Raw genomic sequence first — 21,131 nt, 5'->3', positions numbered from 1 at the left:
AGACCATCCTTAATGGTCTTTTTTTTGGTTTCTCAGCGCTAATTCACGTTCTTCTATGGACATCTCTCGGTATTTACCACGAGAAAGTCCTTCGTCCAACCACAGTTCTCCAATACGCAATCGTTCAAGTTTCATTACTTGTTTCCCTACTGCTTCGAACATACGCTTTACTTGATGATACTTCCCTTCTGACACCTCTACTTGAACGAGGGAATGGTCACCTGCTTTTAAAATCTCTAAATGTGCTGGTTTTGTCTTATAGCCGTCTTTAAGCTCTAGCCCATTATGAAAAGCCTCTACATCTTCTTCAGTTACACAACCTCTTACTTCTGCCTGATACAGTTTACCAACATGTTTTTTTGGAGCCATTAATTGATGTGAATACTGTCCATCGTTTGTAAGCAACAACAGCCCTTCTGTATCAAGATCTAGACGCCCGATGGGGAAAAGCTCATAGTGACCATACTCGTGTGCTACTAAATCTATAACCGTTTGATGGATTCGATCTTCAGTTGCGGATATCACATCTTTTGGTTTGTTTAACATGATATATATAAACTCTCGGTAGTGAACCTCAACACCTTTTACTTGTATGAGATCACGTTCACCATTAACCTGTGTTTTTGGATCTTTTACTTTCACTTCATTAACAGTTACAATGCCTTGCTTTAAAAGCTTCTTCACTTCTGCTCTTGAGCCAAAACCTGCATTCGCCAACAGTTTATCAATTCGCATGCGTACACCCCTTTCTTCATGAAAAATAGCTGAAGGAGGTTCCCCTATCTTCAGCTATACGCTTCTTTACTTTTAAACATATATTCTCTCGTTCGGTAATGGACGTTCAGTACAATCCCTACCGCTAACATATTGGTTAATAAGGCACTACCACCATAACTAATAAACGGCAGTGCTAATCCAGTAATAGGCATTAAACCAATGGTCATCGCAATGTTTTGAAACACTTGGAAGACAAGTAAGCCAATCACACCTGAAACAAGATACGTTCCAAACAAATTATTGCAAGTTAGCGCAATCATGATCATACGGTAAAAAAGCAAGAAATACACGATAAGTAAAACCATAGCTCCTAAAAAGCCAAACTCTTCTCCAATTACCGTAAAAATGAAATCAGTATGAATTTCAGGGATAACATCACTTTGGGTTTGAAGTCCTTCCATAAATCCACTTCCAAACAACTGCCCAGAACCAATTCCTAGAATCGCTTGGTTTAATTGATAGCCAATTCCGCTTGTATCATCGTCTGGCATAAGCCAACCGTAAATCCTCGCTAATTGATGGGGTTCAATTAAATATTCACTAAAAAATTCAAAATGTGCTTGATGTAAATACACCATTACTGCAAGAAAGCCCACCCCTAGGCCAGCAAGAGTAAAAAGAATCCTCCAACGAATGCCTGACATTAAAACCATCGTTGCAATAACCGCAGCTATAACTAGAGCAGTTCCTAAGTCAGGTTGCTTAAGAATGAGTAAAAATGGTGGCAAACCAACTGCTAGCACTTTACCGAGAAGAATTAAATCTGCCTTCACACTAAAATCGTTACGTTCACTCGTTAACCGATAAAGTAAATGAGCCAAAGCAAGAATGAGAAAGATCTTCATAAACTCAGACGGCTGAATGCCAAAGATCCAGCGTTGCGCTCCATTTCGCTCAGTTCCAAAAAATTCGACTGCTAATAGCATAATCATCCCAAACCCGTAAAAAGGGATTGTCAAAAATTTAAAATGATCAAAGTCAACCAACATCACACCTGCGATAATAATGGCCCCAATTCCATACCATATGACTTGTCTCACGACAAAATACGTTGGGTCTTCATTAAAATACTGACCTGCACCACTATAAATAGCGAGTAGGCTAATACACATTAACAAAAAAACAAGGAACAAAAGCGTATAATCCAACCCATGTTGTTTTCGTTCCATCTTAAGCCTCCAAACTCCAATTAAGCACTTAGTGATTCTCCTTCATCCATTTGCTTTCGTTTTTGCCGTTCGTTGTTTTGATGAATATTAGCCAGAATGGCAACACTCATTAATGTCACGAGCAAGGAAGTTCCACCATAAGAAACAAGCGGAAGTGTAACACCTGTAATAGGCAACATCCCTGAAACAGCACCAACGTTAAAAATAATTTGGATGGCTAGGGAAAAGACAATCCCAAATGCTAACAAACTCCCAAAAGGATTTTTACATTTGGTTCCAATTGAGACACCACGAAATAGAATGATGCCATAGCACAGAAATACAATGGCAATGCCAAGAAAGCCTAATTCCTCAGATATAATCGTTAAAATAAAATCCGTATGGCCTTCTGGAAGGTTTCGTAACTTCTGCATGCTCTCACCTAACCCCAGACCTGTAAAACCACCATTTGAAATCGCTAAGTACCCGTGAATAAGCTGAAATCCATCTCCATCTGGATTTGCAAAAGGATCTGCAAATGAAACTAAACGCCTTAAACGATATGGTTCAAATATAGCTAAAGCTGCAAAAACCAGCCCACCTACCATGACTAAACCGATCAGATGGCGCCATTTCGCACCTGAAATGACAACTAACAATATGGCTGTCAGCATAATTGATGTAGCTGTACCGAGGTCTGGCTGTAACATAATCAAACCAAACATGACACCGACAATAATTAACGGTGGCATGACACCATTCACAAAATCATCAATATAGGCTTGTTTTCGTGAATACACATGCGCTAAGTAAATAATCAAACCTAATTTTACAAACTCAGATGGCTGTAATCCGACTGGACCAATTCGAATCCAACGACTAGAACCAACATCTTCTCCCAGTCCTATGAGCTTAACAAGGATTAATAACACAATGGACATAAAAATAATCAACGGTGTGATCTTCTGAAAATGCCGGTACTGAAAATGCATCAGCACAATGAATGCTACCGATGATAAACCTAGCCACATTCCTTGCCTAATGACATAGTAGTAGGGGTTTTCGAAGCGTAAATACCCCTCAACATAACTCGCGCTATATACCATCAGTAATCCAAATAGTGATAAAATAATCGTTGCACCAATTAAAAGCCAATCATTGTCTTTACGAAAGGAATAATTCATTCGTCCTCCTAATTGACTTGTTACGTACGATCAAGTCTCCTTACTCTCTCTTCAAACTGGCTTCATTATACCAAAGCTTGTCCGCAGGAAAAAGAGGCTTAACGATGAAACAAATGTCGAAAATCATCTACATTATGGGAAAGCTGTGAGAAAAAAGAGAGACACCTATACAGCGTCTCTACCTTATCTTAAATCGCTCACCTAATACCTTCCCTGCTAAGTGAGAGCGAATGCTTAAATAAAAGTAAACCACGACACCTGCGCCAACGCTAATAAACAACGGTACTGCTACCCCTATTCGACTAACATCTCCAAGCCAAACCTTCATGCCTCCCCAAATTAATCCTACTGCCATCATCATCATTCCTGTAAAAATCGTAATAAGAATCGTCCTTCTAAAAATAATCGTATAATCAAAGTTCGCATGCCTTCCGATGGCATAAATATTAAGGGCTAAGGCTACACCAAATCCGATGTAGGTTGTCCAAATAGCACCATACGCACCAAACCATAAAATAAAGACATAGGTTAATCCTAATTTTAAAAGCAAGCCAATTACAAGGCTTAACACAGCATTTTTTTGGCGATTCATTCCTTGTAAGATAGAGCCCGTCACTGCATAAATCGCAAATAAAATGGTAACAGGTGCATAATAGCGCAACGTTTCCACACCAAGTACGAAGCTTTCGTTTGCACCAAATAAGAAATAGTAAATCGGCTCAGCTAACACAAACATCCCAAATGATGCTGGAATGGTAATAAATAAAATCACTTGATACGTTTGGGTAATATAGGTTTGTAGGATCGTATGATCACCAGAAACATAAGCTCTTGTTATTATAGGTACGAGCGTAATTGATAACGCTGTGGCAAGTGCCATTGGGATAAGTACAATCTTATGCGCCATACCAGTTAGCACTCCAATAAAGGGCTTCCCTAAGTGTCCTAATCCCGCTGCGGCCATTGCCCCATCAATCGTGTACACATCGATCATTTGAAAAAGTGGGATCGATAAGCCAACAAAGGATAGTGGAAGAGCATAAGAAATAAGCTCTTTATACATTTTCGGCAACGGTTGACGGGTCTCGGCTGGTTGCTTTGTTTCCGAAACTTTTTTTAAAATATACATTCGTTGCATTCGATAGTAATAGATTAATACAGCTAATCCACCAAAAGCGCCTACCAGTGCACCTAATGTAGCAAAACCAATTGCTAGAGGCATATTACCGCTTCCCAGATTCATAATGACAAAGGCGGCAGCTAAAATAAACACAATTCGAATAATCTGTTCGATTACTTGGGAGACAGATGTTGGCACCATCTGTTGAAATCCTTGCATATACCCTCTAATCAAAGACATAACAGGAATGACAAGTAATGCAAAGCTGACCATGCGAATGACGAACACTACATCATCAAATCCATACTGATCCCCAGCATTTGCTGTATAAACTATTGTCGCTAATAAAGGAGCTCCTAAAAATAAAACCCAAAATGAAAGAAAGCCCATAAAGAGCATAAGTGGAATGCCCGATTTAAACAAACGATGGGCGGTATCGTAATCTCCTAATGCGTGATATTTTGATACAAATTTTGATAAAGCGACTGGTACGCCCATTGTCGCAAGTGCAATCATAATCCCATAAGGCATATAGCCAGCTTGATAAAGAGCAACCCCTTGTTCGCCTACTAACGGGAAAAAGGGAATAATATAAAGAAATCCTATAATTTTAGAAATGAGTGTTGCAAGGGTTAGTGCCTTTGTTCCTTGCATTAATTTTGACCCAGCCATGACTTCCCCCGTTCAAGCAAAAAAAAGACTTCTTTCGCATTTTAGCATAGTTTGTCATGGATTGCCTTAACTATCCAATCCGACAAAAAGAATTCACTTTTAAGGCATGAAAAACTCGCTTATTCCATGTGAATAAACGAGTAAATAGTTCCATTATAAACCATTCCTTTGCCCTTTATAAGAAATGGATGCCGTTCCTTTACAGTCTAGTTTTGCACAAAACAAACCTCCACTTTTCTCTTCTCCATCTTTTGAAGCGGTTGTGATAAAGAGGGTTTTGTAGTCTGCACCGCCAAACACACAGGAGGTCGTATTTGAAGCAGGGACAGTAATTCTTTCTGATACGTACCCTGTTTCAGGATCAACTCGAATTACAGCACCTGCTCCCCACAAGGCAATCCATAGCTTCCCTTCATTATCAATGGTCATCCCATCTGGCGCCCCACCGTATTCTTGGTAATCAATCGGTACAGAGCCAACTCTTGTTATCGTTCTCGTATCGTCTGGGTCGTAGCTAAAAATAGCCGTCTCACTCGTCACCGTTTCATTATGATAGAATAAATGCTTTTGCTCATCCCAAGCCATCCCATTAGAAATCGTTAAGTCAGAACGTTTTTCTTCAATCGCTTCATTCTCATCGAAAACAACTAATTTCCCGATTGTAGACTGTCCATCAAATGCCATTGTCCCCGCCCAAAGACGCCCACTTGGGTCACATTTTGCATCGTTAAACCGAACGGCTTCTTCATTCAGCCTCATATGAAGAGTCAGGCGATCTCGATAGTAACTGTAAAGCCCATCCCTCATCGCCAGTAATAAGCCACCCTGCTCTTTTTTTACAACAGCAGTGACATGCTGGGCAAAAGGCAATGTTTCAGTAGTGTCTTGTTTAGTGTCATAGGCATGTAATTTATAGCCTTCAATATCAACCCATAATAATCGCTGCTCTTGTTCATCCCAAAAAGGACCTTCTCCTAAAAGCGCTTTGCCGCTCCATACTCGTTTCGCTTCATTGGTTTTCATGCTTGAACTCCTTTCACAACAAATGATCGATTGCGCCTTGGCCCATCGAACTCGCAGAAATAAATCCCTTGCCACGTTCCTAACACAAGTTTACCGCCTGATACGAGTATGGTTTGAGAAGAACCCACTGTTGACGTTTTTAAGTGCGCCGCTGTATTACCTTCCATATGTAGGTCTTTTTGATGCTCCCATGGGTACACTTCGTCAAGACGTCGTAAAAAATCAGTCACCACATCAGGATCAGCATTTTCATTTACAGTAATCCCTGCAGTTGTATGAAGGGATTGAACAATAACGTATCCTTCTTCTATTTCATTCTCTTGAATTACCTGTGTAACATGAGACGTAATATCAATCATAGCACTGTGTGTTTTCGTCTGAATCGTAAATGTCTTCAATGATTAGCCCCTCCTATTGCTGTTCTTCTACCCTTTTGGAAGTAAGTATAACCGTTACGTGTGTGGAATTTACAAAAAATGCACCTCTTCCCTGAAACGATTCTGGCAACCATAGTCACTTATTCTGACTTTGTATGATCCCAAAAACGTCTGGAAGCGGTGCACCTTGATCTATTTATTTTTCAATTAAATAATGATTTGTTAGTGCTAAGAACAAAGATGCAATATGGTTTAATGCATGCTCATCAAAATCAAAACGGGGGTGATGATGAGGGAATTGGGTGTAAGCCTCCTCTGTACGCGCCCCAACATGAAAGAAAGCACCTGGCTTTTCTGTTAAATAATACGCAAAATCCTCTCCTCCTAAAATAGGTGGAGCCATCATAGCACTATTTTCTCCTAAAACATCTGTTACAAGCTTACGAACGAGTTCGCTTTCCTGTTCACTATTAACAAGTGTCGGATAGCCATTTAGATAATCAATAGCTGTCGTAACGTGAGCACTTTGTTCTTTTCCCTTCACAATTGCTCGAAGCTCGTCTTCAACCTTTTGGCGAACCCCGGCATCAAACGTACGAACCGTTCCTTCAATTGTTGCTGTATCTGCAATGACATTAAAAGCTGTACCCGCTTGGAAAACGCCTACTGTGACAACTGCTGGAGCCATTGGATCAACTCTTCTACTCACAATTGTCTGCAAATCGTTTACAAGCTGACTACCGACAACAATAGAATCGAGAGTCGTATGAGGTTGCGCCCCATGCCCACCTTTTCCTTGTAAATGTATACGAAATTTATCTACTGCTGCCATGACCGCTCCAGGAGTACAGCTTACTTTCCCAAGAGGTAAGTGACTAGATACATGCGCACCAAAGATAACATCCACATCGTCTAAACAGCCATCTGCAATCATTTCTTTCGCTCCACCAGGAGGAAGTTCTTCTGCATGTTGAAAAATAAGGACAATGGTACCCGCTAATTGTTCCACTTGCTCGCTCATAATCGCTGCAAAACCTAGTAATGCAGCCGTATGTCCATCATGTCCACAAGCATGCATCTTTCCAGGTACTTTAGAGGCGTACGGCACATCGTTTTCCTCATCAATAGGAAGTGCATCAAAATCAGCGCGAAACGCAATTGTTTTTCCTGGTTTGGCTCCTTTCAAACGCGCAACAATTCCCCGTCCACCTACACCAGTCTTTATATCTGTAATACCTACTTTTCGTAACTGCTTTTCTATGTACAAGGGTGTTTCTACTTCTTCGAACGATAATTCCGGATTCTCGTGTAGATGTCTACGCCACATGACCATTTGCTCGTGGATGTGTTCTACTTTCTGTTCTGTTTCTAACGCCATATTTATCATCCTCTCTTCGTACTAACAGAAACGTTCGCTATTTTTCTTCTTATTCCTGCAAGATTTTCATGCTTTTGTTTTGATGTAGAATGTGTACAATAGAAAGAGATCGTTAAAATGTTAGGTGGAAAAATAAATGTACGAAGTTGTAATTATTGGTGGAGGACCTTCCGGCTTAATGGCAGCCGTTGCAGCTGCTGAAAATGGGGCGAAGGTGCTTTTACTTGATAAAGGCACGAAACTAGGAAGAAAGCTAGCTATATCAGGTGGAGGACGTTGTAATGTCACGAACCGAATGGAACGCAAGCAATTAATTGAACATATCCCTGGTAATGGACGATTTATGCATAGTCCTTTTTCTGTTTTTGATAACGAAAATATTATCACATTCTTTGAAGACCTAGGCATTCAATTAAAAGAAGAAGATCGTGGCCGTATGTTTCCTGTAAGTGATAAGGCACAAACGGTTGTTGATACATTATTAAATCGAATACGAGCATTAAACGTGGACATTCGCACAAATACAGAAGTAAAAGACATTCATTTTGGAAATGAACAACCGCATGTCGTTCTTTTAAAAGATGAAACGACGATTTCCACAAAAGCCATCATTATTGCTACTGGTGGAAAGTCCGTTCCTCACACAGGGAGCAATGGGAGCGGCTACCCATGGGCGAAAAAAGCAGGACATACAATCACTGAGCTTTACCCTACGGAAGTTCCCATTACGATTGATCAACCGTTCATTACCAATAAAGATTTACAAGGGTTGTCCCTACGAGAAATTGAATTAACGGTGACCGCACCAAACGGTAAGAAAATAAAAACCCATGAAGGGGATATGATTTTTACACATTTTGGTATTTCTGGCCCAGCTGCTTTACGTTGTAGCCAATATGTTGTAAAAGCATTAAAAAAGTTTCATGCACAGTGGATTCCAATGCACATTCAATTATTTCCTGGTTCTACCCATGAAGATCTTTTTCAACAGTTGGTGAAACTAGTCAAAGCCGAGCCAAAAAAAGCGTTAAAAACGGTTTTAAAAGGATTTGCTCCTGAACGTTTATTGACATTTCTCTATAAAGACTTACACATTGACGAGCACGAAGTATGTGCCAATACATCTCACGAAACGTTGCGTAAGCTTGCCCAGACGTTAACAGCGTTTCCGTTAAAGGCAAATGGAACCCTCTCCATTGAAAAAGCATTTGTTACAGGTGGTGGCGTAAGCGTTAAAGAAATCGAGCCGAAAACGATGCAATCACGCAAAACAAAAGGGCTTTATTTTTGCGGTGAAGTTCTTGATATTCATGGTTATACAGGTGGATACAATATTACGTGTGCCTTTTCTACTGGCTACACTGCCGGTGCTGGGGCTGCGCTCCAAATGAAAGATTAAAAAACAGGATGCCGATTTGGCATCCTGTTTTTTTATTATCCGACGACAATGTTTACTAGCTTTCCAGGAACAGCAATAATTTTACGAATCGTTTTGTCTCCGATCGCTTCTTGCACTTTAGCGTCTGCTTTCGCTGCTGCCTCTAGTTCATCTTTTGTTGCAGTCTTCGCGACAATTAATTTTGCTTTCACTTTTCCATTAATCTGGACGACCACTTCAATCTCATTTTCAACTAGAAGTGACTCATCATACGTTGGCCATGCAGCGTAAGCGATAGATTCATCATACCCTAGCTTCTGCCAAATTTCTTCTGCGATATGAGGAGCAATCGGTGACAGTAATTTCACAAATCCTTCTGCCATTTCTTTCGGCAAAACGTCTTGTTTGTTTGCTTCGTTAACGAATACCATAAGCTGTGAAATGCCTGTGTTAAACCGAATTTCCGTAAAGTCCTCCGTTACCTTCTTCACTGTTTGATGATACGTTCGTGTAAGCACATCTGTTGCCTCTGCTTCTTGAACTTTTTCGTTTAACTGGCCTGTTTCTTCGTTTACAATTAGTCGCCACACACGCTCTAGGAAGCGTCTTGATCCATCAAGGCCATTTGTTGACCAAGCAACCGACGCATCAAGTGGTCCCATAAACATTTCATACAAACGAAGGGTATCAGCACCGTGACTGGCAAGAATATCGTCAGGATTAACAACGTTACCTTTTGATTTACTCATCTTCTCATTGTTGTCACCTAGAATCATGCCTTGATTAAACAGTTTCTGGAATGGCTCTTTCGTCGGCACCACACCGATATCATATAGAAATTTATGCCAAAAGCGAGCATAAAGGAGATGAAGGACTGCATGCTCCACACCACCGATATATATGTCAACTGGCAGCCACGACTTTGCTTTCTCTGGATCAACAAGCACGTCTTCATTAGTAGGATCAATATAGCGTAAGTAATACCAGCAGCTACCTGCCCATTGCGGCATCGTATTTGTCTCACGACGACCTTTCATCCCTGTTTTTGGATCAGTTACCTCTAACCACTCTGTTGCATTGGCAAGCGGCGATTCTCCTGTACCGGATGGTTTGATTTCATCAAGTTCTGGCAACATGAGCGGTAGCTCACTTTCATCCACCGTTGACATTGATCCATCTTCCCAATGGATAACAGGAATCGGTTCACCCCAATAACGTTGTCTGCTAAAAAGCCAATCTCGTAAGCGATACGTAATTTTCTTCGTACCTGATCCTTTTTCTTCTAGCCAATCGATCATCTTTGCAATCCCATCGGCTTTATTTAGACCATTTAAGAAATCAGAGTTTACATGTTCTCCATCACCTGTGTACGCTTCTTTCGACACGTCTCCACCAGCAACCACTTCTTTAATCGGTAGATCAAACGTTGCCGCAAATTCATAATCACGCTCATCGTGACCAGGAACCGCCATAACAGCACCGGTACCATAGCTTATTAGAACGTAGTCTGCAATCCATACAGGAATTTCTTCTCCATTAACTGGATTAATCGCAAAAGCACCAGTGAATGCACCTGTCTTTTCTTTGGCTAAATCGGTACGTTCTAAATCACTCTTCAATGAGACTTGTTTCTTGTAGGCCTCTACTGCATCCTTTTGTTCATCCGTTGTAATCTGATCAACAAGTTTATGCTCCGGTGCAAGTACCATGTATGTTGCACCAAAAAGTGTATCAGGTCGCGTAGTAAACACACGCACTTCTTCGCCTTTAATCTTAAACGCTACTTCTGCACCTTCTGATTTTCCAATCCAGTTACGCTGCATATCTTTCAAACTTTCAGGCCAATCAAGTTCTTCTAAATCCTCAAGCAAGCGATCGGCATATTCCGTAATCCGAAGCACCCACTGCTTCATTGGACGTCGCTCGACTGGGTGCCCGCCACGTTCACTTACACCATCAACAATTTCTTCATTTGCTAGAACTGTCCCAAGAGCAGGGCACCAGTTTACGGCAACTTCATCCACATAAGCGAGGCCTTTTTCATACAATTTAATAAAGATCCACTGGGTCCATTTATAGTAGTCTGCGTCTGTCGTGCTAATTTCCCGATCCCAATCATAGGAAAACCCAAGTTCTTGGATTTGTCGCTTAAAGGTTTCAATGTTTTCTTTTGTGAAAATCGCTGGGTGATTCCCTGTATCAAGCGCATATTGCTCTGCTGGCAAACCAAATGCGTCCCATCCCATTGGGTGTAAAACGTTATACCCTTGCATTCTTTTCATACGTGCCAAGATATCTGTTGCCGTGTATCCTTCTGGATGACCAACGTGCAAGCCTGACCCTGAAGGATATGGAAACATATCAAGTGCATAGAAGTTTGGTTTATTTGGGTCTTCTGTTGTTTTAAACGTTTTATGGTCGTGCCAAAACGTTCGCCATTTTTTTTCGATTTGTTGATGTGAAAATGACATTTGTCTTCCTCCTTTTTCAAAGTCGATAAAACACAAAAAGCCCCCATCCCTGTTAAAGGGACGAGAGCTCGTATATCCCGCGGTACCACCCAGTTTATTAAGCCATTAGCTTAATCACCTTACACATAACGGTGTGTACCGTTAAGAACTACTTTATGTTCATTCTTAATCACTAAAAGGCGAGTTCGCTACGCTATCAGACTGACTTGCACCTACCGTCAGTTCTCTTCTTTCCAAGCGTTCGCTACTACTCCTTTATGACTGTGTTATCATTATCGATTATTATCGTCATTGTATGCAAAGTTATGCCCAATGTCAAGCAGGCATATACCTATTTTCCCTATTATGAAGCGGATTGCTCTACTTTCTCTTCTTTTTGTAAAGGTCGATCATATAACCGAACAAGTGGTAACGATAGCAATAAGAGTCCACTAATGATTAAAAATAAAAGCTCAATTGAATAAAAGTCAACGATTAAGCCGCCTAGAAGAGGACCAATCATTCTTCCACCTGTTGAAATACTGTTGACAATGCCTTGATAAGATCCTTCTCTCCCCTTCGGAGCAAGTTGATTGGCGATGGTTGGTACCGCTGGCCAAACAAACATTTCCCCAACCGTTAGGATCAACATCGCCACTAAGAACATGGAAAAGACACTTGCTTGTGTTAACACAATATACGATAAGGCAAAGATAATAATGCCTGCTGTCATTTGCCCTTTAATACTTAAATGGAATCGTCGAATAATAAAAGCAATAAGAGGTTGAGCAAAGACAATAAGTAAGCCATTTATTGTCCACAATACACTGTAAAGCGGGAGTCCAATGCCTAAATCTTGAATGTGAACCGACACGTTGGCTTGCCACTGTGTATACCCTAGCCAAGAAATAAAGAATGCTCCACAGATAATAATGAGTGCATGAAGACGGTATTGTTGTTTAAATGGAATTTTAGGAGAAATAGAGAGACTAGAGTCAGCGGTGCGACCAAGCTGTCCACTCCAATGCCGAAAGAAATAGACAATAAATCCAAGCATAAAGACATGCACTGCCGCATTAGCAATAAACACGTCTGTTAAACGAACAAGTGTAACAATTCCAATTAAAGCTGTCCCTATGGAGACGCCAACATTCTGTGCCACATAGATGGCGTTAAACGGTCTTCTACCTCCGTCAGGCCATAAACTTCCTGCTAATGCATACATAGCAGGCGCCATCATTCCAGAACCAAATCCCATACACGCTAAAAATAAGCCATATAGCGTATACGTTTCAAAAAAGAACGCTAGTAAAACAGAAGCACTTGCGGACGTCGAAGCCCCTATTAAAATCGTTCGATATGCACCTAATTTATCGAAAAGTCTTCCACCGATTAAACTGCCTAACACCCCGGCACCAGCATTAATCATTAAAACAATACCCGATGCCGTTAAGGTTTGTCCGAGCACTTGCGTCATAATAATAGCGTTTAAAGGCCATAAAAAAGATGCACCTGTAATATTAATTGCCGTTGCAATAATTAAAATCCATATGGATTTAGGCATAAACCTGCCTCCTTTACCGTTAAAAAACCCTCATTAGTTTAGAAGAAATCTGCATAATTAGCAATAGCATTTACTCTGTAAGAAGAAGAAGAAGACTTCTAATGAAAGAGATGATACACTAATCTTATTCTTTAAAAGGCAATGGTGGTTAACATGTTCAATAGGTTACACAATAACCAAAACGCAAAACCTTATTCTACGTGGAATGATCATTTGAAAGATCATTTTGGCTCAAAAGTGATGAAGATATCTCTTGATGCTGGTTTTGATTGTCCAAATCGTGATGGACAAGTTGCTTATGGAGGCTGTACGTTTTGTAGTCAGCGAGGGTCCGGCGATTTTGCTGGTGATCGAAAAGATGATTTAGTGACGCAATTTCACTCTCAAAAAGAGAAAATGGAACGAAAATGGAAAACAGACAAATACATTGGCTATTTTCAAGCCTATTCCAATACATACGCCCCTGTGGAAACGCTCCGTTCGTACTTTGAAACGATTCTCGAGCAAGAAGGAGTCGTAGGATTATCCATTGCGACTAGACCGGACTGCTTACCAGATGAAGTCGTTAACTATTTAGCTGAGCTAAATGAACGCACCTACTTATGGGTTGAATTAGGGCTTCAAACCGTACACGAAAGAACGGCAAACCTGATTAATCGCGCTCATGATTATGACTGCTATAAAGAAGGAGTGGCCAAACTTCGAGCACATGGCATTCGTGTTTGTGCTCATATTATTAATGGTTTACCTCTTGAAACAGAGAACATGATGCTAGAAACAGCGAAAGAAGTAGCTAAACTCGATGTACAAGGAATTAAAATTCATCTGCTTCATCTTCTCAAAAAAACACCGATGGTCAAACAATTTGAAAAGGGTTATGTTGAACTATTAGATCAAGAACGCTATACAAAGATTGTTGTGGATCAACTTGAAGTACTCCCGCCAACAATGATGATCCACCGGTTAACAGGTGATGGACCTGCAGATATTCTTATAGGTCCTATGTGGAGCACGAATAAATGGTCTGTTTTAAACGGTATTGAAGCAGAGTTTCAAAAGCGTTCTAGTTGGCAAGGAAAGCATTATGAAGGAGTTTCACCATGAAATTAAAAGGGGTCTTACCGTTTGCACGTACACTTTTACAAGAAGTCGTACAACCTGGAGATACGGTCGTTGACGCGACTGCTGGGAATGGCCATGACACGCTTTTTCTCGCTACACTTGTAGGAGACACAGGCATGGTCATCAGCTGTGACATACAAGCAGATGCGATTCAAGCAACAGCTGAACGATTATCCCAAGCGAACATGGTTGAAAGAGTTGAACTTCATCAAATCGGTCATGAGCAACTTCGTCACGTGTCTGCATTTAAATCTACCGCCATAAAAGCGGCTGTCTTTAATTTAGGCTACTTGCCTAAGGGGGACAAACGTATCACCACTAAAGGAGATACAACCATCGAAGCGATTAAGCAAATCTATTGCCAGCTTACAAACGAAGGCCGCATTGTTCTTGTTATTTATTATGGGCACCCTGAAGGCAAAGTAGAAAAGGATGCAGTATTAGATTTTACACGTTCATTCCCTCAAGAAGAAGCGCATGTCGCAATGTATCAATTCATAAACCAACGCAACAATCCACCTTTTGTGGTTGTTATAGAAAAACGAAAATAAAAAGGAGCATTTAATCATGAGTAAACTAGATACCATTCTTGCATTTAATCAATCCTTTGTAGAAAATAAGCAGTATGAACAATTTTCTGTTGGCAAATTTCCTCAAAAGAAGATTGTCATTCTTACGTGTATGGATACAAGACTTACCGAACTTCTTCATTCTGCAATGGATTTACGTAACGGCGATGCAAAAATCGTAAAAAATGCCGGTGCCGTTATTTCTCATCCATTTGGAAGTATTATGCGGAGTATTCTTGTTGCCATTTATGAGTTAGGTGCAGAAGAAGTTTATGTAATCGGGCATTATGGTTGTGGTATGACAGGCCTTTCTTCAGAAGGCGTACTTCAAAAAGCAAAAGATCGTGGTATAAAAATGGATCATATTGATTCCTTGCGCTATGCAGGTGTGGACATTGACACATTTTTAACAGGATTTGAAGACGTGACAGATAGCGTAAAACATAGTGTGGATTTAATTGTGAACCATCCATTATTACCGAAGGATGTCAGTGTTCACGGACTTGTTATCAGTCCAGAAACTGGTAAATTAGACGTTGTGCAGCGAGACCTTCGTCCAAACTAAAAAAAACTCGTCGCTTTCATCAAAGCGACGAGTTTTTTGTCTTTGTTGCTCCATATATTCTTGTTTTGTTTTTGTTTTTCTCGTCGCTAAATCAGTCATTGCATAAACGCCTCGATTGAGTGCTGGATTACGCTTCCCCTCACGTATGCGTTTTTCTCGCTGCTTTTTTGCTTTTGATTTACTCACAGTGTATCACTCCTCTACCTTCATTATAACAAAGGAGAGAAGAGGAAGAAAGTCATCGAATAAGCATGTTTACAAATCCAATCGTATAGCGAAAAACCTCTTCTTTTTCCGGCTCGTTGTAAAGCTCGTGATAGAGACCATTCCATTCTTTTACCATTTTATGACTAACATCTAGGTGATTAAACCACGTGAAAGCGGCACTACTATCAACAACCTGATCATCACCTGCAACCAATAATAAGATAGGAATATTCGGCACCTTTTCCGGATAACGTCTCGTTTGGAGCATCGCTTTTGATAGTTCATGATACCAACGCGCCGATACTTTTGTAACACGTAAAGGATCTTTGGCATATTCCTCACGAACGATCTCACTGCGAGTCGTAAGCTCTGGTTTTAAACCTGATTGCATACTAAACGTTGGTGCCACATGGTTCAATACTTTCGCAGCTGCCTTTTTTTGTGGAGAGACAGGCATATGTAACTGTAAGCATGGCGCAGACAACACAACGGCCTCAATAAATGAATTATCCCTTTCAATTAACGTGCGAATGGCAATTAATCCACCCATACTGTGACCAAAAAGGACAATCGGCAATTGTTTCGAACGTGCTTGCTTTAACCAACGATCAACTGTTTTTATGTATTGTTTAAATGAATCAATATGCCCTCGTTTTCCTCTTGATTCTCCTTGACCTGGTAAATCACCAATTAAGCAGTCAAAGCCGTGTAAGTTCCATTTTTCAATTAACCAATGATAGCGCCCACTATGCTCACCTGCACCATGGACAATGACAGCTACTCCTCGGGGTTCTGGCACTTCAAAATAACGCACGACATTTCCTCCTTATCTAGCTATTCTGTCTTACGTACGATAAAATTAGTATAGCTGATTTTATCCCTTTTAGGAAAGGACAGGTTTCGATGATTTTACCATATCACACTAAAAAACCGCTTATTGATTCAACGGTTTATGTGGCAAGTAATGCGGTAATTACCGGAGACGTTGAAATTGGTGCGTATTCAAGCATTTGGTTTCATTCCGTTATCCGTGGCGATGTGGCACCCACTCGCATTGGAAAACGTGTAAACATTCAAGATCAATCCATGCTTCATCAGAGCCCCAATCGAACGCTTCTTATTGAAGATGATGTAACCATTGGTCATCAAGTGACACTCCATAGTGCGATTGTTCGTAAACGTGCGCTCATAGGCATGGGGTCTATTGTTCTTGATGGCGCAGAAATTGGTGAAGGTGCGTTTATTGGTGCTGGGAGTTTAGTTCCACCAGGAAAAACCATCCCCCAAAACACCCTTGCATTAGGGAGACCGGCAAAAGTCGTACGAGAGCTAACTGAAGCGGATCGAAAAGATATGGAACGAATTCGCACCGAATATGTAGAAAAAGGTCAATATTATAAACAAGTCGATCATTAACATTCATCCTTACATACAACTTAAAAAACCAGCTCCTCAATGATGGTTGAGGAGCTGGTTTTTTTGGTTTTAGGCTTCTGCTTTTAGTACTTCTGCTTTATCTGTTCTTTCCCACGGAAGTTGCACGTCTTCACGGCCAAAGTGACCATAAGCAGCTGTTTGCTTGTAAATTGGACGGCGCAGATCAAGCATTTTAATAATGCCAGCTGGACGCAAATCAAAATGTTTTCTTACAAGTGATACAAGGGTTTCTTCATCAGCTTTACCAGTGCCAAATGTATTAATGGAAATCGAAACTGGCTGTGCTACACCAATTGCATATGCAAGCTGTACTTCACAAGATTCTGCAAGGCCTGCAGCAACAAGGTTTTTTGCCACATAACGAGCAGCATAAGCGCCTGAACGATCGACTTTTGTTGCGTCTTTACCTGAGAACGCACCACCACCATGACGAGCAAAACCGCCATAAGTATCAACTATAATTTTTCTTCCTGTTAAGCCAGCGTCCCCTTGAGGTCCACCAATAACGAATCGCCCTGTTGGATTAATAAAGAATTTCGTTTTCTCATCCATTAATTCAGCAGGAACAACAGCTTTAATAACGTGCTCTTTAATATCTGCTTGAATTTGTTCCAATGTTATTTCTGGTGCGTGCTGTGTAGAAATAACAATTGTATCTACACGAACCGCTTTATCATTTTCATCATATTCAACCGTTACTTGTGTTTTACCATCTGGTCGTAAATAATCTAAGGTTTCGTTTTTACGTACTTCACTTAAACGAAATGCTAATTTATGGCTGAGTGAAATTGGAAGCGGCATAAGCTCCTTCGTCTCGTTTGACGCAAAACCGAACATTAACCCTTGGTCTCCTGCACCAATAGCTTCAATTTCTTCATCTGTCATTTGCCCTTCTCGTGCTTCTAACGCTTGATCCACACCTTGAGCAATATCTGCAGATTGTTCATCAATTGACGTAATAACCGCACAAGTCTCTGCATCAAAACCATACTTTGCACGCGTATAGCCAATCCCTTTAATCGTTTCGCGCACTACACTTGGAATATCAACGTAAGTGCTCGTTGTAATTTCTCCTGCAACAAGAACCATGCCCGTTGTTACTGATGTCTCACACGCAACACGCGCATTCGGATCTCTCTTTAAGATTTCATCAAGGATCGCATCAGAAATTTGGTCACAAATTTTATCTGGGTGCCCCTCCGTAACTGACTCTGATGTAAATAAGTGCTTTCCTCTTTTTTCAGACATTTAAAGTCCTCCCTTTATTCCGAACTCTCGCTCGGAAGCATCTAGTATTCTAAAAACTAAAAACGAACAAATCAGATCTGATTTTAGTAAGTAGGCTAAAGGCATCTTATGCCCCCGGACACATAATCGCAACTTATCCGTATCGTTTTTATCTTATTGTGCACGTATGTTTACAAAAAGAAAAAGCTCTTTTCTACATGAGAAAAGAGCTGACTTATCTATCGATCGCCTCTTATCTCCCAGAACAAAGATGTTCTGCAGGTTAGCACCTTTTCACGGAAGTGATGGTTGCTGGGTTTCAAAGGGCCTGTCCCTCCACCTTCTCTTGATAAAAGCGTGATGTTATCTGTTTTAAAAAGCAGTATAACTTTACCTATAAACATCCTTCACCATACCATCCTGTTCAACGCACATGGTTATAGAACCAAGTGACGTTTAATGGAATAGTGTAAATCAATTAATAGGCTTCGCTTTGTTCGTTTTCGGACATTAGCATAACATAGTTTACCTGACTTTAAAAGAGGAAAGGCAGTAGAGCAGATTTCTTTTTTTATTGCCAATCCATTACTACACTTGCCGACAATAAATTACGTATCATTTTTTTAAAACATCTCTCACTTTAGTATGGATTAATTAATATAATGTGTTATACTAATACCACGAACACTGACCTAAAAGGAGCCGATTATGAAAATAGTAAATGGATCAAAACAATTAGAACAGTTGCTTTCTAGCCCTAAAACGATTCATCAGCTACCTGTTCCAGCTTTAGTAGAGCGAGCACTAATGAATCATGAAGGTGAACTGACAAACACTGGTGCGCTATCTGTTCAAACGGGTACGTATACGGGTCGCTCTCCAAAAGATAAGTTCATCGTCGATGAGCCGAGTGTTCGTACGACAATCGATTGGGGTTCAGTCAATCAACCCATCTCTCAAAGCACATTTAAAGCGCTTTACGAGAAAGTGTTATACTATTTACAACAAAAGGATGTTCGATACGCTTCTAATGGATTTGTAGGTGCAGATCCAGCTTATCAACTTCCCATCACATACGTTAATGAATTTGCTTGGCATCACCTGTTTGCACGTCAGCTTTTTATTCGTGAAGGTCAACCTGGAAAAAGTAATCAAGAGCCGTTTACCATTGTAAGCGCACCTACTTTTAAGGCAAATCCAACGATTGATGGCACTAATTCAGAAGCATTTGTTATCATTTCCTTTGAAGAGCGCGTTGTTTTAATTGGTGGAACCGAATACGCTGGCGAAATGAAAAAATCGATGTTTTCCGTAATGAATTATTTAATGCCAGATGAAGATGTGCTACCAATGCACTGCTCAGCTAACACAAATGAAAATGGAGAAACAGCCCTTTTCTTTGGCTTATCCGGAACTGGTAAAACAACGTTATCCGCTTCTACTCACCGTTCACTTATTGGCGATGATGAGCACGGGTGGACAGAAGCAGGTATCTTCAATATTGAAGGCGGCTGCTACGCTAAGTGCATACATTTATCACAGGAGCAAGAACCACAAATTTGGAATGCGATTTCGTTTGGTGCTGTACTCGAAAATGTTGCAGTAAGTGAAGGAAAGCCTAATTACGATGACGCACATTTAACAGAAAATACAAGAGCCGCGTATCCAATTGAAGCCATACCGAATGCATTAAAACCTAGTGTTGCCGGTAGTCCGACTACAATCATATTTTTAACTGCCGATGCGTTTGGGGTATTGCCTCCCATCAGTAAACTAACAAAAGAGCAAGCTATGTATCACTTTTTGTCTGGATACACAAGTAAATTAGCTGGAACCGAAAGAGGCATTACTCAACCAGAAGCCACATTCTCTACTTGTTTTGGTGCACCCTTCTTACCAAGGAAGCCTGAAACGTATGCGTCTATGCTTGGAGAAAAAATCGAAGCAAACGATGTTGACGTATTTTTAGTAAACACTGGCTGGACTGGAGGAAGTTATGGTACAGGGAGCAGAATGAAGCTACGCTACACTAGAGCGATGGTTGAAGCGGCACTTCAAGGAGAACTTAACCAAGTTGAAACGGAGACAGACCCTATTTTTGGACTCCGCCTACCATCTCGTTGCCCTGGTGTCCCAGATGAATTGTTAAATCCTCGAAATGCTTGGGTCGACAAAGCTGCATACGACAAAACAGCTAACGCTTTAGCAAGCAAATTCGCAGACAATTTCGTTCGTTTTTCTTCGGCTAAAGCAAGTATCCAACAAGCAGGGCCAACGGTACCAAATTAAATAATAAAGAGGCTGGGACATAACGAAAAGTAGTATTTGAAAAGACGAATAGTCTAAACTATGCTGAGTAGCACCACTACAGGAGAATCCTTCGCTTTCCGGGGACACGGCCTCAGCCTCCTCCGTGGAAAACCACCACTCCAGAGTCTTCAGACACGTGCTGATTCCCCAGGAGTCTTCGGATTCTCCTTCCGCTCATTTTCATATAAAACAAACGACGAACCTTCCTATTTTCAGGAATGTTCGTCATTTTGGTCTGTCTATCTACTTTTGTCCCAGCCTCGTTCCTACGTTTAGTCAATAGGGTTTTTATAATAATTCTGATGATGTTATTTTTAAATCTAGGCATAGGAAATAAACCTTATCCCTGTCTATTTTTAAATAAGGTTCCTATGGTATACTACAGTTATTGGTCCATTGAGACCGCGTGCGAGTAATCGTACTCTGTATGATTCCTAGCCATGGAATACATACACTTTATGAGCTTGTTCATACAAGCGACAACGGCAACCTTGTCCTTCTTGGGGGTAGGTTGCTTTTTTAATTTGTAATAATACTCGACAATATGATTAGGAGCTGCTTTCTGCTGGCGGATCATGTTCCGAATGATGAGATATAAAATCTTTCTCCCTTTGGGATTTCCA

The 21,131-nt window shown here is 40.7% G+C and carries 18 protein-coding genes, 1 pseudogene, 1 riboswitch and 1 other annotated feature; of the genes and pseudogenes, 6 read left to right on the top strand and 13 right to left on the bottom strand.

The window, feature by feature from the left end; genetic code table 11:
- Window positions 1–9 precede the first annotated feature (9 nt).
- From BK583_RS06350 to BK583_RS06320, 7 genes are all read right to left on the bottom strand, one after another.
- Complete coding sequence (locus BK583_RS06350; protein ID WP_055736196.1) at window positions 10–735, bottom strand: pseudouridine synthase; 726 nt, start codon at window positions 733–735, stop codon at window positions 10–12.
- Between the two features lie 50 nt (window positions 736–785).
- A complete protein-coding gene (gene rodA / locus BK583_RS06345) occupies window positions 786–1,946 on the bottom strand; it encodes a rod shape-determining protein RodA (RefSeq protein ID WP_055736195.1) in 1,161 nt (386 codons plus the stop codon).
- A 20-nt stretch (window positions 1,947–1,966) separates the two neighbouring features.
- Window positions 1,967–3,109: a putative lipid II flippase FtsW gene (gene ftsW, locus BK583_RS06340; protein WP_055736194.1), complete on the bottom strand. Its 1,143-nt coding sequence runs from the start codon at window positions 3,107–3,109 to the stop codon at window positions 1,967–1,969.
- A gap of 178 nt (window positions 3,110–3,287) precedes the next feature.
- Complete coding sequence (locus tag BK583_RS06335) at window positions 3,288–4,901, bottom strand: putative polysaccharide biosynthesis protein (RefSeq protein ID WP_055736193.1); 1,614 nt, start codon at window positions 4,899–4,901, stop codon at window positions 3,288–3,290.
- A 153-nt stretch (window positions 4,902–5,054) separates the two neighbouring features.
- Window positions 5,055–5,924: an SMP-30/gluconolactonase/LRE family protein gene (locus tag BK583_RS06330; protein ID WP_055736192.1), complete on the bottom strand. Its 870-nt coding sequence runs from the start codon at window positions 5,922–5,924 to the stop codon at window positions 5,055–5,057.
- On the bottom strand, window positions 5,921–6,322 hold the full coding sequence (locus BK583_RS06325) for a secondary thiamine-phosphate synthase enzyme YjbQ (RefSeq protein WP_078440071.1): 402 nt from the start codon (window positions 6,320–6,322) through the stop codon (window positions 5,921–5,923). The genes BK583_RS06330 and BK583_RS06325 overlap by 4 nt, the downstream gene beginning before the upstream one ends.
- A 175-nt stretch (window positions 6,323–6,497) precedes the next feature.
- The gene (locus BK583_RS06320) at window positions 6,498–7,679 is read right to left on the bottom strand and encodes a M20 metallopeptidase family protein (protein WP_038482072.1); all 1,182 of its coding nucleotides are present in this window, start codon (window positions 7,677–7,679) and stop codon (window positions 6,498–6,500) included.
- 136 nt (window positions 7,680–7,815) lie between these two features.
- Here BK583_RS06320 and BK583_RS06315 point away from each other — a divergent pair, with 136 nt between their 5' ends.
- Window positions 7,816–9,078, top strand: coding sequence for a BaiN/RdsA family NAD(P)/FAD-dependent oxidoreductase (locus BK583_RS06315; RefSeq protein WP_055736191.1), 1,263 nt, complete (start codon window positions 7,816–7,818; stop codon window positions 9,076–9,078).
- 35 nt (window positions 9,079–9,113) lie between these two features.
- Here the strand turns inward: BK583_RS06315 and leuS are convergent, their stop codons facing one another.
- Together leuS and BK583_RS06305 are read right to left on the bottom strand one after the other, a co-directional pair.
- Window positions 9,114–11,528 (bottom strand): leucine--tRNA ligase, encoded by a 2,415-nt coding sequence (gene leuS, locus BK583_RS06310; protein WP_055736190.1) that lies wholly within the window; start codon window positions 11,526–11,528, stop codon window positions 9,114–9,116.
- A 53-nt stretch (window positions 11,529–11,581) separates the two neighbouring features.
- Window positions 11,582–11,798, bottom strand: a binding site (T-box leader).
- A 73-nt stretch (window positions 11,799–11,871) separates the two neighbouring features.
- Complete coding sequence (locus BK583_RS06305) at window positions 11,872–13,071, bottom strand: MDR family MFS transporter (RefSeq protein WP_038482081.1); 1,200 nt, start codon at window positions 13,069–13,071, stop codon at window positions 11,872–11,874.
- A gap of 153 nt (window positions 13,072–13,224) precedes the next feature.
- On the opposite strand from BK583_RS06305, the gene mnmL reads away from it, so the two are divergent.
- Genes mnmL through BK583_RS06290 form a run of 3 tightly spaced genes read left to right on the top strand, consistent with a single transcriptional unit; the run spans window position 13,225 to window position 15,327 of the window.
- A complete protein-coding gene (mnmL, locus tag BK583_RS06300) occupies window positions 13,225–14,175 on the top strand; it encodes a tRNA modification radical SAM protein MnmL/YtqA (protein ID WP_055736189.1) in 951 nt (316 codons plus the stop codon).
- Window positions 14,172–14,744 (top strand): tRNA 5-(aminomethyl)-2-thiouridylate-methyltransferase MnmM, encoded by a 573-nt coding sequence (gene mnmM / locus BK583_RS06295; RefSeq protein WP_055736188.1) that lies wholly within the window; start codon window positions 14,172–14,174, stop codon window positions 14,742–14,744. The genes mnmL and mnmM overlap by 4 nt, the downstream gene beginning before the upstream one ends.
- A 16-nt stretch (window positions 14,745–14,760) precedes the next feature.
- Window positions 14,761–15,327 (top strand): beta-class carbonic anhydrase, encoded by a 567-nt coding sequence (locus tag BK583_RS06290; RefSeq protein ID WP_055736187.1) that lies wholly within the window; start codon window positions 14,761–14,763, stop codon window positions 15,325–15,327.
- Here the strand turns inward: BK583_RS06290 and brfA are convergent.
- A complete protein-coding gene (gene brfA / locus BK583_RS06285) occupies window positions 15,292–15,513 on the bottom strand; it encodes a ribosome rescue factor BrfA (RefSeq protein WP_038482093.1) in 222 nt (73 codons plus the stop codon). The two genes, BK583_RS06290 and brfA, sit on opposite strands and share 36 nt — an antisense overlap.
- 52 nt (window positions 15,514–15,565) lie before the next feature.
- Window positions 15,566–16,348 carry an alpha/beta hydrolase gene (locus BK583_RS06280; protein ID WP_055736186.1) on the bottom strand — a complete coding sequence of 261 codons (783 nt, stop codon included), beginning with the start codon at window positions 16,346–16,348 and terminating at the stop codon, window positions 15,566–15,568.
- 89 nt (window positions 16,349–16,437) lie between these two features.
- Here BK583_RS06280 and BK583_RS06275 point away from each other — a divergent pair, with 89 nt between their 5' ends.
- A complete protein-coding gene (locus BK583_RS06275; protein ID WP_055736185.1) occupies window positions 16,438–16,950 on the top strand; it encodes a gamma carbonic anhydrase in 513 nt (170 codons plus the stop codon).
- Between the two features lie 69 nt (window positions 16,951–17,019).
- On the opposite strand, the gene metK is transcribed toward BK583_RS06275, so the two are convergent.
- Window positions 17,020–18,219, bottom strand: coding sequence for a methionine adenosyltransferase (gene metK, locus BK583_RS06270; protein ID WP_055736184.1), 1,200 nt, complete (start codon window positions 18,217–18,219; stop codon window positions 17,020–17,022).
- Window positions 18,220–18,448: 229 nt separating this feature from the next.
- Window positions 18,449–18,554, bottom strand: a riboswitch (SAM riboswitch).
- A gap of 352 nt (window positions 18,555–18,906) precedes the next feature.
- On the opposite strand from metK, the gene pckA reads away from it, so the two are divergent.
- On the top strand, window positions 18,907–20,487 hold the full coding sequence (gene pckA, locus BK583_RS06265; protein ID WP_038482105.1) for a phosphoenolpyruvate carboxykinase (ATP): 1,581 nt from the start codon (window positions 18,907–18,909) through the stop codon (window positions 20,485–20,487).
- A 406-nt stretch (window positions 20,488–20,893) separates the two neighbouring features.
- On the opposite strand, the pseudogene BK583_RS21055 reads toward pckA, so the two are convergent.
- Window positions 20,894–21,131, bottom strand: a pseudogene (locus BK583_RS21055) (IS110 family RNA-guided transposase); the annotation flags it as partial.

It is taken from the genome of Shouchella oshimensis (assembly GCF_002019765.1).
Lineage (GTDB): Bacteria > Bacillota > Bacilli > Bacillales > Bacillaceae_D > Shouchella > Shouchella oshimensis.
This window is presented reverse-complemented; position numbering and strand designations above follow the sequence as displayed.

Bases quoted from the DNA above. Each gene is read 5' to 3' on its own strand.
- leuS (WP_055736190.1), bottom strand. From the start codon at position 11,528: ATGTCATTTTCACATCAACAAATCGAAAAAAAATGGCGAACGTTTTGG.
- pckA (WP_038482105.1), top strand. From the start codon at position 18,907: ATGAAAATAGTAAATGGATCAAAACAATTAGAACAGTTGCTTTCTAGC.
- BK583_RS06320 (WP_038482072.1), bottom strand. From the start codon at position 7,679: ATGGCGTTAGAAACAGAACAGAAAGTAGAACACATCCACGAGCAAATG.
- BK583_RS06335 (WP_055736193.1), bottom strand. From the start codon at position 4,901: ATGGCTGGGTCAAAATTAATGCAAGGAACAAAGGCACTAACCCTTGCA.
- BK583_RS06350 (WP_055736196.1), bottom strand. From the start codon at position 735: ATGCGAATTGATAAACTGTTGGCGAATGCAGGTTTTGGCTCAAGAGCA.
- BK583_RS06275 (WP_055736185.1), top strand. From the start codon at position 16,438: ATGATTTTACCATATCACACTAAAAAACCGCTTATTGATTCAACGGTT.
- mnmM (WP_055736188.1), top strand. From the start codon at position 14,172: ATGAAATTAAAAGGGGTCTTACCGTTTGCACGTACACTTTTACAAGAA.
- metK (WP_055736184.1), bottom strand. From the start codon at position 18,219: ATGTCTGAAAAAAGAGGAAAGCACTTATTTACATCAGAGTCAGTTACG.
- rodA (WP_055736195.1), bottom strand. From the start codon at position 1,946: ATGGAACGAAAACAACATGGGTTGGATTATACGCTTTTGTTCCTTGTT.
- BK583_RS06315 (WP_055736191.1), top strand. From the start codon at position 7,816: ATGTACGAAGTTGTAATTATTGGTGGAGGACCTTCCGGCTTAATGGCA.
- BK583_RS06305 (WP_038482081.1), bottom strand. From the start codon at position 13,071: ATGCCTAAATCCATATGGATTTTAATTATTGCAACGGCAATTAATATT.
- BK583_RS06290 (WP_055736187.1), top strand. From the start codon at position 14,761: ATGAGTAAACTAGATACCATTCTTGCATTTAATCAATCCTTTGTAGAA.
- BK583_RS06330 (WP_055736192.1), bottom strand. From the start codon at position 5,924: ATGAAAACCAATGAAGCGAAACGAGTATGGAGCGGCAAAGCGCTTTTA.
- ftsW (WP_055736194.1), bottom strand. From the start codon at position 3,109: ATGAATTATTCCTTTCGTAAAGACAATGATTGGCTTTTAATTGGTGCA.
- mnmL (WP_055736189.1), top strand. From the start codon at position 13,225: ATGTTCAATAGGTTACACAATAACCAAAACGCAAAACCTTATTCTACG.